The 14,777-nt window shown below is 63.5% G+C and carries 14 protein-coding genes and 1 pseudogene; 2 read left to right on the top strand and 13 right to left on the bottom strand.

Annotation, left to right across the window (positions count from 1 at the left end; all coding sequences use genetic code 11):
* Positions 1-110: 110 nt before the first annotated feature.
* Both FJ548_RS30515 and FJ548_RS19030 read right to left on the bottom strand, forming a co-directional pair.
* Positions 111-350, bottom strand: a pseudogene (locus FJ548_RS30515) (carboxymuconolactone decarboxylase family protein); the annotation flags it as partial.
* Between the two features lie 76 nt (positions 351-426).
* On the bottom strand, positions 427-1,872 hold the full coding sequence (locus FJ548_RS19030) for a DHA2 family efflux MFS transporter permease subunit (protein ID WP_140778664.1): 1,446 nt from the start codon (positions 1,870-1,872) through the stop codon (positions 427-429).
* A 117-nt stretch (positions 1,873-1,989) separates the two neighbouring features.
* Here FJ548_RS19030 and FJ548_RS19025 point away from each other — a divergent pair, with 117 nt between their 5' ends.
* Positions 1,990-2,991 carry an ornithine cyclodeaminase family protein gene (locus FJ548_RS19025; RefSeq protein ID WP_140778663.1) on the top strand — a complete coding sequence of 334 codons (1,002 nt, stop codon included), beginning with the start codon at positions 1,990-1,992 and terminating at the stop codon, positions 2,989-2,991.
* Complete coding sequence (hutH, locus tag FJ548_RS19020) at positions 2,988-4,499, top strand: histidine ammonia-lyase (RefSeq protein ID WP_140778662.1); 1,512 nt, start codon at positions 2,988-2,990, stop codon at positions 4,497-4,499. Before FJ548_RS19025 ends, hutH begins: the two co-directional genes overlap by 4 nt.
* Here the strand turns inward: hutH and FJ548_RS19015 are convergent.
* From FJ548_RS19015 to FJ548_RS18960, 11 genes are all read right to left on the bottom strand, one after another.
* Positions 4,464-5,264, bottom strand: coding sequence for a 3-methyl-2-oxobutanoate hydroxymethyltransferase (locus tag FJ548_RS19015; protein WP_140695108.1), 801 nt, complete (start codon positions 5,262-5,264; stop codon positions 4,464-4,466). The genes hutH and FJ548_RS19015 overlap by 36 nt on opposite strands.
* A gap of 45 nt (positions 5,265-5,309) precedes the next feature.
* Complete coding sequence (locus FJ548_RS19010; RefSeq protein ID WP_140695105.1) at positions 5,310-5,624, bottom strand: MocE family 2Fe-2S type ferredoxin; 315 nt, start codon at positions 5,622-5,624, stop codon at positions 5,310-5,312.
* A gap of 28 nt (positions 5,625-5,652) precedes the next feature.
* Positions 5,653-6,732 carry a fatty acid desaturase family protein gene (locus FJ548_RS19005; RefSeq protein ID WP_140609033.1) on the bottom strand — a complete coding sequence of 360 codons (1,080 nt, stop codon included), beginning with the start codon at positions 6,730-6,732 and terminating at the stop codon, positions 5,653-5,655.
* An 18-nt stretch (positions 6,733-6,750) separates the two neighbouring features.
* Positions 6,751-7,665: a sugar phosphate isomerase/epimerase gene (locus FJ548_RS19000; RefSeq protein ID WP_140609035.1), complete on the bottom strand. Its 915-nt coding sequence runs from the start codon at positions 7,663-7,665 to the stop codon at positions 6,751-6,753.
* A gap of 57 nt (positions 7,666-7,722) precedes the next feature.
* Positions 7,723-8,811: a Gfo/Idh/MocA family oxidoreductase gene (locus FJ548_RS18995; RefSeq protein ID WP_140609037.1), complete on the bottom strand. Its 1,089-nt coding sequence runs from the start codon at positions 8,809-8,811 to the stop codon at positions 7,723-7,725.
* Between the two features lie 160 nt (positions 8,812-8,971).
* Positions 8,972-9,421: a DUF126 domain-containing protein gene (locus FJ548_RS18990; RefSeq protein WP_140609039.1), complete on the bottom strand. Its 450-nt coding sequence runs from the start codon at positions 9,419-9,421 to the stop codon at positions 8,972-8,974.
* Positions 9,418-10,668 carry an aconitase X gene (locus tag FJ548_RS18985; RefSeq protein ID WP_140778661.1) on the bottom strand — a complete coding sequence of 417 codons (1,251 nt, stop codon included), beginning with the start codon at positions 10,666-10,668 and terminating at the stop codon, positions 9,418-9,420. Before FJ548_RS18985 ends, FJ548_RS18990 begins: the two co-directional genes overlap by 4 nt.
* Before the next feature lie 228 nt (positions 10,669-10,896).
* On the bottom strand, positions 10,897-11,964 hold the full coding sequence (locus tag FJ548_RS18975; protein WP_140695095.1) for an ABC transporter ATP-binding protein: 1,068 nt from the start codon (positions 11,962-11,964) through the stop codon (positions 10,897-10,899).
* A complete protein-coding gene (locus FJ548_RS18970; protein ID WP_140695180.1) occupies positions 11,964-12,752 on the bottom strand; it encodes an ABC transporter permease in 789 nt (262 codons plus the stop codon). Before FJ548_RS18970 ends, FJ548_RS18975 begins: the two co-directional genes overlap by 1 nt.
* The gene (locus FJ548_RS18965; protein ID WP_181165567.1) at positions 12,752-13,621 is read right to left on the bottom strand and encodes an ABC transporter permease; all 870 of its coding nucleotides are present in this window, start codon (positions 13,619-13,621) and stop codon (positions 12,752-12,754) included. Before FJ548_RS18965 ends, FJ548_RS18970 begins: the two co-directional genes overlap by 1 nt.
* Before the next feature lie 67 nt (positions 13,622-13,688).
* Entirely contained in the window at positions 13,689-14,750 is a 1,062-nt protein-coding gene (locus FJ548_RS18960) for an ABC transporter substrate-binding protein (protein ID WP_140695093.1), read from the bottom strand.
* Positions 14,751-14,777 lie beyond the last annotated feature (27 nt).

The following is a 14,777-nucleotide window of genomic DNA, read 5'->3' as shown; positions in this document are numbered from 1 at the left end:
CATGTCACTTCCTTAACAGCATGGGGACAAAAGTTCTCGCCGTGCATATCGGCCGGCTGGCGGCGTGGCTGCTGATCCCTTTTCCCTTGTGGGAGATGGGAAGCCTCATCTCACTTCACTTCGAATTGCGGATCGACCGGAATCTGCATCCCGTAACCAGATGATCGGTCTGGGCGGCCAGCCGATGATCGAACCAGCTCGCCATGCCGCGCCTCGGTCATGCCCATGGCCCGCGCCGCCGCCGTGTGCGAGTAGACACAGTACGTGTGCGAGCGGACACAGTAGGAGCAATCATTCGCCGTCGACACCGGATCATTGGCCAGCCCGCGCCAGAAATTGTTGACGAGATCGGGATGCGCGAAAGCATCGCATCAAGGCAAACGATCGGTGCGGAATTCACCTACGCGTCGACCGGAAAATTCGATTTCAATTCCTCGCCGCGTGGCCGGAAACCTCGGCACCTGCCCCTTGCGGCAGCACGAGGAAACGGAGCGCCGCCACCAGCCCGATGGCGCCGATCGCCAGAAAGGCGATTCGAAAATCGACGAGGTCGAGTGCCGGCCCATCCCTGGCGATCTGGGATAGGTTGAGGATCGCCGCCGCCACGGCGACGCCGAACAGCATCGCCACCTGCTGCAGCATCGACGACAGCGTCGCCGCCGAACTGCGCTGCGCCGCGGCGATATCGGCAAAGGCCAGCGTGTTGAGCGCGGTGAACTGCATCGAACGCGACAGGCCGGCGATCAGCATCAGCACGACTATCAGGACCTGCGGCGTCTGCGGCGAGATCGCTCCGCAAGCCATGATCGAGGCCGAGGCGATGATGCCGTTGACGACCATCACCGAGCGAAAACCGAAACGCCGCAGCATCGGGGTGGTCACCGTCTTCATGCCGAGATTGCCGAGGAAATAGGCCAGGATCATCATGCCGGCATCGACGGGCGAGAGGCCGAAGCCGACCTGGAACAAAAGCGGCAGCAGGAACGGCATGGCGTTGATCGCCACCCGGAAGATGGTGCCGGCGGCAAGCGTGGAGATGGCGAAGGTCTGCACCTTGAACGAGGAGAAGTCGAGCAGCGGATGCGGCGCGTGCCGGAGATGCCGCACCGCCAGCCAGCCGACGACGATCCCCGCCGCGATCAGCAGCACCGTCGGGAGCATGCCATCCTCGGGATGCGCGATGCGCTCGAGGCCGTAGAGGAGGCAGGCGAGCCCGAGCGAGGTCAGGAAAAATCCCGGCCAATCGAGCGGCTTGAGGTCGGCCTCACGGTCGCCGGGGATGAAGCGGGCGACAAGCCCCAGCCCGATCAGCCCAAGCGGGATGTTGATGAAGAAATTCCAGTGCCAGGACAGATAGGCGGTGATGAAGCCGCCAAGCACAGGCCCGACCACGGGCGCGAACAGCGCCGGCCAGGTGATCAGCGCGGTGGCGTTGAGCAGTTCGGATTTCGACGCATTGCGCAAGACAAGAATGCGCCCGACCGGCGTCATCAGCGCGCTGCCCAGGCCCTGCACGGCGCGTGCGGCGACGAATTCTGTCAGGTTCCGGGAGAAGCCGCAGGCGAGCGAGGCCAGCGTGAACAGCGCGATCGCGACGAGGAAAATGTTGCGCGCGCCGAACCGGTCGGCGAGCCAGCCCGATAGCGGCACGAACACCGCCATGGTCAGCATGTAGACGGTGATGCCGATGCTCATCGCCACTGCCGGCACGCCAAAGGAGGCGCCCATCTGCGGCAGCGACGTCGAGATGATCGTCGAATCCAGCAGTTGCATGAAGAAGGCGATGGCAACGATCAGCGCCACGCGCCGCGCGTTTGTTGCTGCTGTCGTCGTCGGTTGAGGTGGGGCTTCGTCTTGGGAAAGAGCAGTCATGACGACCCGGTTTGACCAGCATCCGGCTGGCTCAGTCCATAGGTTATCCAACAAACTTTCGTATCGCCTGTTTGCCTGTTATGGAGGGAGTGGGGGCTCCCGAGGAACAGTGCGCGCATGAAGCCCATCTATATCGACTATCTCAATGCCTTCGACATCGACGCCCTTGCCATGACCGATGCGGAAATCATCGGCGCGGTCGAGGCCGGGCTCGTGGCGCAGGGCAAGGGCCAGACGGTGATCGAGCCGCGCGTCCACTTGGAGCCCGACCCGTCCTTCCACGGCCATTTCAACGTGCTGCGCGGCTATGTGGCGCCGCTCGATGCGGCGGGCGTGAAGATTGTCGGCGATTATGTCGACAACTATCTGCACGGACTGCCGTCCGAGTTCGGCATCCTCAATCTGTTCGATCCGCGCACCGGCACGCCGCGCGCCATTCTCGACGCCACCGTCATCACCGACATGCGCACCGGCGCGGTCACCGCGATCGGCGCCAAGCATCTGGCGCGCAGGAATTCCAAGGTGCTGGCCCATATCGGCGCGCGCGGCACGGCCTATTGGAACGTGCGCCTGCTCGACCATCTCTTCGACTTCGACGAGATCCGCGTCCATTCGCGCCGCCCGGAAAGCCGCGACGGCTTTGCCGCCAAACTGTCGGCCGATCTCGGCAAGACGGTAACGGCGGTGGCCGACTGGGAAGGCTGCGTCAAGGGAGCGGACATCGTCGTCGAGGCCTCGCGTCTGCCGGAGCCGCAGCCGCTACTCAAGACCGAATGGATCAAGCCCGGCGCGCTTGTGATACCCTATGGCACGATGAGCGCGGTGGAACTGTCGCTGACCGACATCATGCAGAAGATGGTCGTCGACGATTGGGGCCAGTGCAAGGGCGGCAAGTTCGGCTCGCTGCGGGCCCATGTCGAGACCGGGCGGCTCAGCGAAAAGACGCTGGATGCCGAGCTTGGCCAGATCGCCGCCGGTCTAAAGCCGGGTCGCGAAAGCGACGACGAAACAATCCTGTTCTGGCATCGCGGCCTGTCGCTCTCCGACATTGCGCTCGGAAAGGCGATGCTGTCCAAGGCGCAAGCCCAAGGCATCGGCCAGAGGCTGCGCTTCGCATGAGCGCGCTGGTCCTCACCGGAGCCCGCATCGGCACAGGCGATGTCGCCGCGGTCGCCCGTGAAGCGCGCAAGGTGGAAATCGGACCCGATGTCATCGGCAGGTTGGAAAAGGCGCGAAAAGTGCTCGATCATGCCGCCGCCTCTGGCCAGCATATCTATGGCCTGAACACCGGACTTGGCGCCAATCTCGGCACGACGGTCGAAGGCGACGCCAGCGCTTTCCAGCGCCAATTGCTGGAAGGGCGCAGCGGAGCGGTCGGCGAAACGCTGCCGACCGAGACTGTCCGCGCCACCATGGTCGCGCGCGCATCGATGCTTTCGGCCGGTGGCTCCGGCCTTTCGCCTGCCGTGTTCGTCGCTTTGGTCGACGCCCTCAATGCCGGTGTCCATCCGGTGATGCCGTCGCTCGGTTCCATCGGCGCCGGCGACCTCGTGCTGATGACCGCGCTCGCCCGCCTGCTGATCGGTGAAGGCGAGGCCGATTATCAGGGACGACGAATGCCGGCGGCAAAGGCGCTGATGATGGCCCGCCTTGCCCCGATCCGCCTGGCGCCCAAGGACGGGCTGTCGCTCGTCAACGCCTCGGCGGTCTCCGCCGGCAGCGGCGCGCTCGTGGTGACGGATACGCTGTCGGCCCTTGTCCAGCAGCAGCAGGCCGGCGCGCTGACCATGGAAGGCATCGGCGCCAACCGCACCATCCTTGATCCGCGCCTGCACATGGCACGCCCGGCGGCCGGCCAGCAGGAAGCCGCCAAGGCGCTGCATGATCTTCTCGCCCGCGACGAGGCACCGGCGCCGACAACCCTGCAGGACCCGCTCTCGATCCGCTGCATGCCATCGATCCACGGTGCGCTGATCGACGCAATCGCCCAGGCAAAGCGGGCCGTCGAGATCGAGCTCAATGCCGCGGCCGACAACCCGCTGGTGCTCGGCGACGACGGCGTGGTGATGTCGACAGGCAATTTCCACACGGCTGCCCTGTCGCTCGCCTTCGAGACGCTCAGTCTGGCGATCGCGCAATGCGCGGCCGCCTGCGTCGCACGTCTGATCCAGCTCACCGGTTCTGGCCGCAACGGCCTGCCCAAATATCTGTCGCCGGTGGGCGGCGCATCGGCCGGCTTCGTGCCGCTGCAGAAGACGGCGACATCGATCCTGGCCGCCATCCGCCACAAGGCCAATCCGGTTATGCTCGACTTTCTCCCTGTGTCGGAAGGTGTCGAGGACCACGCGACCCAGTCGCCGCTCGCCATTGCGAAATGCGCCGGGATGATCGTGCTGTGGCGGCGGCTGATCGCCTTCGAACTGATGGCCGCCGCCCAGGCCGTCGACCTGCGTGAAGGGCTGGTGCTGGCACCACGTATATCGGCCGTCCACGCGGGGATCCGTGCGCTCGTCCCGGTGCTGAAGGAGGACAGGCCGCTCGGCATCGACGCCGAAGCGCTGCATGCCGCGCTTGCCAGCGGGAATTGGACCTTACATCAGGCTGACCTTGTCCAGGAACAGGCGTAGCTCGGCCGGATCCATGTGCACGATGTGCCTGTCCTCGGGATAGGCGCCGCTGTTGACGTCGGCGACATATTCGGAGAATGCGGCCGTCCGCTCCGCTTGCAGCCGGTCATACTCGGCGGCGAAGTTGCGATAGACTTTGGAGTGGCGGGGCATGTGACCACGGTTCTGGCCAAGAATATCCTCGGCGAACAGATATTGCGCGTCGCAGCCCGTGCCCGCCCCCATCGACAGCATGATGAGCGGAGTACGCTCCGAGATCGCCTTCGCCACCTCGACCGGCACCACTTCGATCTCGGCGCCGATGGCGCCGGCCGCCTCCAGTTGCTTCACCGCCTCGAAAACCTGCATGGCGGCGTCGGCGGTCTTGCCGACGGCCTTGAAGCCACCGGTCCAGGTCGCGCGCGATGGAATGAGGCCGACATGGCCGATAACGGGGATAGCATCGTCGGCCATCCGCTTGATGGTGGCGTAGCCGGCGCTGCAATAGACCGCGTCGGCGCCGGCCTTGTAGAGGCGGAAGGCCCAGCGGACGAAATCATCCGCCGTGCCGATCTCGAAGAAATTCTCGCCCGGCATGGTGAACAGGCTGGGGGCTGCATCGCGGTATTGCGGGTTGAGCACCAGTTCGGGCGGCACCGAGACGATGTCGACCCCTGCCCGTTCGGCGGCCTCGGCCTCGTCCAGGGTCAGAACACGCAGCATGGTCAGTTGGCGCTTACCCTTCATCGCGCGCAGATCGGCGACGGTCGGTCTCTTTCGGCTCATCGAACTTTGTTCCTTCATTGTGTTGGGGGAGGCCATGTCGGCCGATCAGTCGATCTCGATCATCACCTTACCGGCCTCGACCTTGACCGGATAGGTCTTAAGATTGACGCAGACCGGCGCGCCCTTGGCCTGGCCGGTCTTGTAGTTGAAACGGCCATTGTGTTTCGGGCATTCGATGATGTCGTCCATCACCAGCCCGTCGGCCAGATGCGCCTTCTCATGCGTGCAATAGCCGTCGGTGGCGAAGAACTCGTCATCCGGCGAACGGTAGACCGCGAAGGTGCGGCCGCCATGATCGAAGCGAATGACATCCTCTTCCTCGACGTCGTCCACCGCGCACGCTTCAACCCAATTGGCCATCTCGGGCTCCTCACGACATTGGCGATCGCTACTCGGCCGCCGCCGACATATCGGCCCCATGGAACTCGCCGCGATAGGGTCTGGCCGTCGGCGGCAGTTCACGCTTGAGGTAATAGTCCTCGTATCTCAGCTGCCTGAGCAGCACCGGCCAGACCTCGCGATAGGCATGCCACATCGACGGGTTCGGCTCCGGCAAATCGTGCTTGATCAGTTCGTGCAGCCTTGGCAGCGCGTGATAGGGCACCATCGGGAACATGTGGTGTTCGACATGGTAGTTCATGTTCCAGTAGATGAACCGGCTGATCGGGTTCATGTAGACGGTGCGGGTGTTGAGCCGGTGATCGACGACATTGTCGGCAAGGCCGATATGCTGCAGCAGGCCGGTCGTCACCATATGCCAGGTGCCGTAGAGGCGCGGCACACCGATCAGCACCAGCGGCACCCATGATCTAAGCCCGATCGCGAGAGCGATCGTCGCGACATAGATGGCGACATGCCAGCGGGCCGCGACCACGGCCTTGTGCTGTTCCATCTCCGGGATGTAGCTCTTCTCGTCGTCAGACAGCGTGCCGAAAGCCTGGCGCACAAGCGTCGGCAGCGAATAGCGGAAGTCGAGAATGCCGGTGAAGGCCAGCGCCGCCTTCAACAGGTCCGGCGGACGCATGACGGCAATCTCGGCATCGCGGCCGACGATGATGGTGTCGGTGTGGTGGCGGGCATGGCTCCAGCGCCATTGCACGGGATTGCGCATCAGCATGAAGGAGGCGATGTGGTAAACCACGTCGTTCATCCAGCGCGTGCGGAACGCCGTGCCGTGGCCGCATTCATGCCAGCGCGAGTCGCTGGACGAGCCGTAGAGCACGCCGTAGACGAACAGGAACGGCACCACCCACCCCGAGCCCCAGAACCAGACGATCCCGGCGGCCGAGCCCAGGATCGCCGCGAGCCAGATCGCCGTGTCGCGGATCGCCGGGCCGTCGCAGCGCCGCATCAACTCCTTCATCGCCTTGCGCGGCACGTCGGTGTGATACCACTCGGCCGAGGCCAGGCCGGTCTCGATCGCGATCCGTGTGCTTTCGCCGACCAGGCTGTAGTCGCGCTTCGCCATCGTCTTCTCCCGCTGGCCTCAAAGGCCGTTGGCGCGGAATTTCCCGTCCAGAAATGTCTTGGCGCGCGGCACGTCGTCCTCGGTCAGATGCTCGATGATGACAGGGATGTTCGGGTGCTTCTCGCTGAGCCGTCTGAGATAGAGATCGTAGTTGAGCGAGCCGAGACCAGGAGCGGGCAGTTCGATCTCGCCGACGCCACGGAATGTCAGCCCCTCATGGGCGTTCTCGTCGCCGATGTCCGCATGCTTTTCCGACTTGTCGCCGCCCGAGCGCTTGACGTCCTTGGCGTGCGCGATCCTGATCTTTTCGGCCAGCGTGTCGAACACCTGGTTCAGCACCTGGTCCATGCGATCGATGTTGTGGGCCTCGAAATAATTGGTCGGGTCCATCAACAGGCCGAGCCCGGGGTGATCGACCTGCGCGAACATTTTCACCGTCTCCTCGACCGAGCCGACGACATTGTTGACATAGGTTTCGAGCAGGAACACCGCGCCGTGGTCATAGGCCGTCCGGGCAAGGTCGGAGATCACCTTGCGGCATTCCTCGAAACCCTCTTCGGTCTTGTTCCTGGGATGATGCACCCAGTCGGATTCGGTGTTGTAGGTGCCGGTTTCGGAGATCACATAGGGCGAGCCGAAATCGCGCGCGTTGCGGATGATCTCCTTGAGATAGCCGACGCGCCTTTCGCGCTCGGCTTTGTCGGGATGGATGATGTTGGTGTAGCCTGAAATGCAGCAGACCGGCAGATTGTGGTCGCGGAATGTATCGCGGACCTTTTTTGCCTTATCCCTGGTGATCTGTCCCGCCGACAGGTCGATATCCCTGAAATGCAGGTCGAGCTGCACGGTGTTGAAACCGAGCCCGCGGATGCGCCTGGCGGCCTCATCCAGCTCGTAAGGAAAATAGCCTGTAAAGATACCTGCCTGCATCATGGGGTGAAGTCCTCCCGGTAAGCGATTCAGTGGCCATACTAATCCGTGGCCGGATGTTCAGTCGGTCGAGATTTCGGAGAGCCTGACGGTGCGGCCTTTTGCCATCGAGCGATAGCCGGCTTCGACCAGCGCCATGGTCTTGACGTTGTCGGCGACCGACAGCGCCGGCGGCGTGCCGGTCTTTACGGCATATTGAAGCTGCTCCATCACGCCGATGAAGGCGTGCGGGAACCACATCGTGTCCCAGCTCGGACTGACCCATTCTCCGCCGGTCGTCTCGGTCGAGGCATAGGTCAAGGTCGATGCCACGCCTGTCGGCCAGCCGATCGTGCCCTTGGCGACACCCTTGGTGCCGTCGACGCGCCAGTTGATGTGCTGATCGTCTCGATAGCCCTGCTGACGGGGCCCGGACCACACATCCTCCAGCGACACAGCGAGCACGCCGGAAGGGAACCGCAAGGTCGACACCGTGATGCCATCGGAATGCTCGAACGTCGTGCGCGGATCCTTGCGCGTTAACGTGGTGATCTCCAGGGGATCACCGAACAGGAAGCGCAGCACGTCGAGATGATGCACGCTCATATTGGCAAGTGTGAGCCGGTCGTAATCGGCGAGGAAGGCTTGCCAGTGCGGGATCGCGTGCATGTCGATCTGCGCGAAGACGATGTCGCCGAGCGCGCCACTGTGGATGATCTGCTTCAGCACGCGCATCGACTGGTCGTAGCGCATGTTCTGGTTGACCGAGAGGATCTTGCCTGAAATCGCCGCCTCGTCGCGCAGCTTGACGGCTTCCTCGACTGACAGCGCCAACGGCTTCTGCGCCAGGATCGCCTTGATGTGCTTCTGCTTGAGCGCGTGGCGGATCAACGCCGGCTGCTGGTCGGGAGGAAAGGCAAGGTCGACGATCTCGACATTGTTGTCTTCGATCAGCTGCTCCGGCGTGTCATGCACGGTCGGGATGTCCCAGCGTGTGGCGACCTTCTCGGCGCTGGCCTTCGTCCGCGACGCGATCGCCACCACTGGAAATTCGGCCTGGGCGTAAGCGCCCAGGTGGCACTCGGCCATGATCATACCGGCGCCGACGCAGCCGATCCGGTATTCCCTGGCGCGCACCTTGACGTCCGGCTCGAAACCCATGCTCGCCATCCAATCCTCCCCGAGAAACTGGATATAACGCCATGGCCCCGGCATCGGCCAAGGCCTGCACCATCATTTCCCATCAGCACAATGGAGGTGAGAGCCGCGAAGGTTCAAATGCAAAAAGGACGGCTCAGTTGGGCGCGGCGTCGAAGAGTGATGTTCTATCTTATTGAACCTCAGCGACCGCGGCATCGACAAAGCTGACGACCGCCCCGCCATCCTCGCCAGCACCGATCGCAATGCGCCCGCCGGAGGCGATGCCCGCAATGTCGCAAACCACGAGCGGCATACTGATCCCGTAAAGAAACTCGGCGACGATGGCGCCGACGGCGAGGATCGGGTCCGGCCTCTCCAGAAGGATACCTGCGGGCGCCGTGCCCCGGCGGATCGCCTCGGCCAGGACAGAGGACGAGGAAGACGACCCACGCCCGCTCGGCATGACGAGGATCTTGCCGGCGACGTTCTGGCCGAGGCCGGGGTGCGAATGATCTGTTATGTCGCCGGTTTCGGCATCTATGCCACCCCAGAAGCTGAGCGGCTGCGAAAACACCAAGCTGTGTCCCTCTGCTGCGCCGATCAGTTGGAAGCTGCCTGCTCGTTCGATCAGCTTGCTCATGACGTACCTCGCACGACATGCCCGACAGCGGCGGAACGGATGCAATCCCTCATCTCGGCGAAAGCGACAGTCACGCCGATATTGCCCGGCGCGTAATGTGCCCATTTGCCGGAATTAGTCATAACCACGCCGTCGAGCCGTTCGAGGATCGCGGTGACATAGGTGCAGGTGTCGGCGACGGGGATCAGGCCGAACGCCTCCATGCCGTCAAGCGCGCCCTCCTCCTGCAGCCGCGCCAGCGTCGCCCGCCCGGTGTTGACATAGAGCGGAATGCCCTTGCCAGGCGCGACCTCGCGCAGCATGGGCAACAGGCGCATCCATTCTTCGTGGGAAAAGTGCGGCGTGCCCAGCGACACGGCCGAGAGCGGCGCACCGTCGGCCACTCCAGACAGCCTGACCAACGCATGATCGATGTCGGCACGGCTGATGCGGATAGTCTCCTCGGGCACCATCCCCTGGAACGCCTCATCGAGCGTTCCCGCTTCCGGCGTTATGCCGACCACATGAAACAGCGCCACCGCGCCGGTCGTTGCCGCCGCCGCGCCCATCGCCTTCAACTGATCCTCGTCGCGCGGCCTTGGCAGGCCGATGACGACAGGAATTCGGTCGCCGCTGGCTTGCCCGATGATCAGCCCGATGCCCACGAACAGGCTGTCGCTCGGTTCCGGATCGGCAACCGCCAGTTCGAACAGGATGCGGCCGCGCCGGTTTTCGCTCAGATGCAGGCCCCAGGCCGGCGCGCGTCCAGTCATGGCGCAGCACAGATCGATGAAGTCGCCATAGCGGTTGGTGCGCGCGCCGATCACCGAATTGGCGAAAACGATGGCGTTGGATTCGCCCCAGGCGATCTGCTGGCCGAATCCAGGCCGAAAGCGCGTCTGATAGGGCGCGCAGGTGAAGGTCGCCTCGCAGCCAAGCTCCAGATGCGCCTTCATCAGCCGTCGCGCTGGCACTTCCTCCGCTGCCGCCATCTTCACCATGCCTGGATGGATGAGGTCGAACGAGCCGACATTGAGCGTCGTCGGCACGCGGACACGCCCGCCGCCCTCGACCAGCCGTTCGACGAAATCGAGCCCCGCCTTGCCATGATAGAGACAACCATCGATATGGGCACCGGTGATATCGAGCAGGCTCTCGGCTCCAACCGCGTTGGAGAAGGCGACCAGGATTTTCATCGCGGCAGCGGCCGAAGGGCCTTGCTCGCCGTCGAGCATGGATTGATCTCCGGCAGTCAATTCCAAAGTCATCGGTACTCCAGAAGCTTACTCGACAGTATGGCGGGACAGCGCCCCCTCTGCCCTACCGGGCATCTCCCCCACGAGGGGGGAGATTGCCAGCTTCGGCTTTATTGCACTTTTTGCAACGTGGAATTCCGCGAAACCGGCGACGACAGCCGATCCCCCCCTCGTGGGGGAGATGTCCGGCAGGACAGAGGGGCGCGAAGGAACGCAAGCGGCCCATCTATCGACAGCGACCTAACCCGCAGCAATCAGCACCGTGCTTTCCGGCGACCAGCGCAGCACCACGTTCTGGCCTTCCGCCAGCCGCTCCATGCCGGTGTTCTGGACGATGACCTTCAGCGTCTGGCCGGCGCGCTCGACGAAATAGGTGCTGTTGTTGCCGGCGAAGATGCGCTTCGACACCTGCCCCTTGAGCATGTTGGCATTGGCGGCATCCATGGCCTCGGCATCGGTGTCGATGCGGATGCGTTCGGGCCGCACGGCACAACTCGCCTTGGTCCCGGCGGCAAGCGTCGCACCCGCGCCGGCCGCGATGGCCGTACCGTCCGGCAGGCGGATACCGTTGCCGGTCGCGTCGCCGCGAAAGATGTTGGCGTCGCCGAGGAAGGTGGCGGCGAATTCGCTCTTTGGCCGGTCGTAGATTTCCTCCGGCGGTCCTTCCTGCACCAGCCTGCCGTCGCGCAGAATGCCGATGCGGTCGCTCATCGTCAGCGCTTCTTCCTGGTCGTGGGTGACGAAGATGGTGGTAATGCCGATCTCGCGCTGGATGCGCTTCAACTCGATCTGCATGTCGACGCGCAGCGCCTTGTCGAGCGCGCCCAGCGGCTCGTCGAGCAAAAGCACGCGCGGCTTGGTGACGATCGCGCGCGCCAGCGCCACGCGCTGGCGCTGGCCGCCGGAGAGCTGGTGCGGGCGCCGGGCGCCAAGCTTGCCGAGTTGCACGAGGTCGAGCGCGCGCTGCACTTCCGTGGCGATCACAGCCTTCGCCGCGCCGCGCACCGACAGGCCGAAGGCGATATTGTCGGCGACACTCATATTGGGAAACAGCGCATAATTCTGGAACACCATGCCGATGCGCCGCTTTTCCACCGGCACCCGCTCGACGCTCTCGCCGCCGATGGAAATACGGCCCGAGTCGGGAAAGTCGAAACCGGCGATCTGCCGCAGCAGCGTGGTCTTGCCACTGCCGGACGGGCCAAGCAGGGCATAGAAGCCGCCATCGGCGAAATCGATGGAGACATCGTCCAACGCCTTGTGCGCGCCGAAGCTGCGCGAGACGTTCGATACCTGCACGCCGGCCATTATTTCTCTCCGCCGAATTTGAAGAAGCGCGCCGTGAGCAGCATCAGCGCCATCGACACGACAATAATGATGGTCGAGACCGCATTGATCTCGGGCGTAAAACCCTTGCGGATCGCGGCATAGATTTCGACCGGCAGCGTCGTCTGTCCCGGCGTCGACAGGAAGTAGGAGACGACGAACTGGTCGAACGAAACCGCAAAGGCGAACAGCCCGCCGGCGATGACGCCCGGCATGATCCAGGGCAGCGTGACGCGATTGGTCACCTGCCACTGATTGGCGCCAAGCGAGCGCGCCGCCTCTTCCAGCTCCGGCGCGAAGGTCTGCAGCCGGGCCGAGACGACGACGATGACATAGGGCAACGCCAGCGCGACATGGCCGAGCAGGATGGCGAACAGGCCGCGCCCGATGCCGACGCCGAAGAAGAAGATCAGCATCGCCGTGCCGGTGATCAGCCACGGAATGGCGATCGGCGGGAACAGCAGCGCCTGCAGCAATTTCTTGCCGCGAAACTCGTAACGAAAGAGCGCCAGCGACGCAGCCGTGCCAAGAACCACACAGATGACCGTAGTGATGACGGCGATCTCGAGGCTGTTCCAGGTGGCCGCGATCAGCTGGTCGTTCTGCCACAGCGAAGCGTACCACTCGGTCGTCCATTCGAACGGCAATTGGTAGAAGGGCGAGGCGTTGAACGACATCAGCGCCATGATGATGATCGGCACATAGAGGAAGGCCAGCAGCAGCAGGATATAGAACCGGCCGAGCCATTCCAGGATGCGAGTGGTCGGCATCATGTCGTCCTCCGCAGCACCGGCGACGCGATCGCCAGGATGACCAGCACGACGGCCAGCAGGATGAAGGACAGCGCCGCCCCAAGCGGCCAGTTGAACACGGCGACGAACTGGTCCTCGATGACGGTGCCGTAGAAGGTGCCGGTTCGACCGCCGAGGATACGCGGCTCCATGAAGGAGCCGACGACCGGCACGAAGATGAGCGCGGCGCCCGCCACAAGACCGGGCATCGACAGCGGGATGATGACCCGCTTAAGCACCTGCAGCCGCGAGGCGCCGAGCGAGCGCCCGGCCTCGATCAGCGAGTCGTCGATGGCTTGCAGCGTGAGATAACAGGTCAGCACCATATAGGGCACGTAGGAGTGCACCAGTCCGATGATGACCGCCGGATAGGAATACATGAGGTCGATGTTGATCTTGAACGGCAGCACGGCGTTGAGCGCCGTGTCGAGGATGCCGCCCTCGCGTAAAACCATCGCCCAGGAGAAGATGCGCACCAGCCCGTTCGACCAGAACGGCAGGATGACGAGCAGGAAGATCGCCTCGCGGCTGCGTCCCTTCAGCACCTTGGCCAGCACGTAAGCGGCGGGATAGCCGATGACGATGCACCACAGCGTTACTTCAAGGCCGAGGCGCAGCGAGGCCAGGAGCAATGTCAGGTAAAGGCTCTGCGAGAAGAATGCGGCATAGTTGCCAAGCGTGAATGCCCATGGCTTTCCCGACAAAGGCAAGTCGGTCATGAAGGAGAAAAAGACCATGGCGGAAAGAGGCAGGAAGATCGCCACCGTCAGCCAGAGATAGGCCGGCGCCAGCAATGGCAGCGCCGATCTCAGCCCGCCGCGTGACGCAACTGCCCCCTGCACTGCCATGATAACCCTCCTCCCCAGGATTGAAGGACCAGCCGGCGCGAGCCGCCGGCTGGTCCGGATGTGGGTGTTACTTCACGTCGACCTTGAGTTGCTGCCAGAGCGCAAGGTAGGCCTCGCGCTGGGCGTCGGTGATCGGCGCCTGGAACTGGATGCGCTTGGCCACCGCAGGGTCGCCCATCACCTTGCGGTTGAAGGCATCTTCGGGCAGCGCTTCCACCGCCTTGGTATTGGCGGAGACGGGAGCACCGACCTTGGTGACCCATTCGACGTAGAATTTCGGGTCGATCATGTAGTTGATGAAGGCCTCGGCGCCGGCGACGTTCTTCGAACCGACCGGAATGGAAAAGGCGTCGAGCCAGGCGACGGCGCCTTCCTGCGGGATGACCAGCGAGACCGGCAGTTTGAAGTGGGTCTTGGCGCGGTCGGCCGAGCCGCTCCAGTAGGTGCCGATATCGATCTGGTTGGAGGCGACCATCTGGTTCCAGTCGTTCTCCGAGCTCCAGAAGGTCTTGATCTGCGGCATCAGCGAGGTGAGCTTGGTCTTGACCGCACCCATATCCTTGATGTCGTTGATGTTCTGGCCGGTGGCGATGGCGCCGAACTGCACCGCCTCGACAGCATCGTCGCGGATGATGACGCGGCCCTTGTGCGCCGGATTCCACATCTCGGCGATCGACGTCGGCGGCTTGTCGAAGGATTTTTCGTTGATGGCGAGCGCCGTCAGGCCCCAGACCCACGGCACGCCATAGACCTTGCCGTCATGGTCGAGCATCGGCGACCCGGCCTTGTCCTTGCTGATGTCGGCATAGTTCGGCAGTTTTGAGGTATCGATCGGCTGGATCAGCTTTTCCGCCATCGCCTGGTCGTTGAAGGCGGCATTGATCATGACGACGTCGTAGAGACCCGGATTGGTGCGGATCTTGGTCAGCATTTCCTGTTCGGAATTGAAGAAGTCGTTGACGACCTTGTTGCCGGTCGCCTTTTCGAACGCCTCGATGGCCCAGGGTTCGTCGGCGCCATAACCCTTCCAGTTGAGCACATGCACTTCACCAGCGTTGGCGGCGAAGGCGAGTGCGGAGGTGACGACGGCGGTCGCCGTCAGCAAAGCAGTCAAATTGAGCATGCGCATGGTTCGTTCCTCTCTTTGGTTTGCCCG

The sequence above is a fragment of the Mesorhizobium sp. B2-4-17 genome (genome assembly GCF_006441275.1).
In the GTDB taxonomy this organism is placed as follows: Bacteria; Pseudomonadota; Alphaproteobacteria; order Rhizobiales; family Rhizobiaceae; genus Mesorhizobium.
Note: the sequence above shows the minus strand (reverse complement) of the source record. Positions and strands in the feature narration are given on the sequence as shown.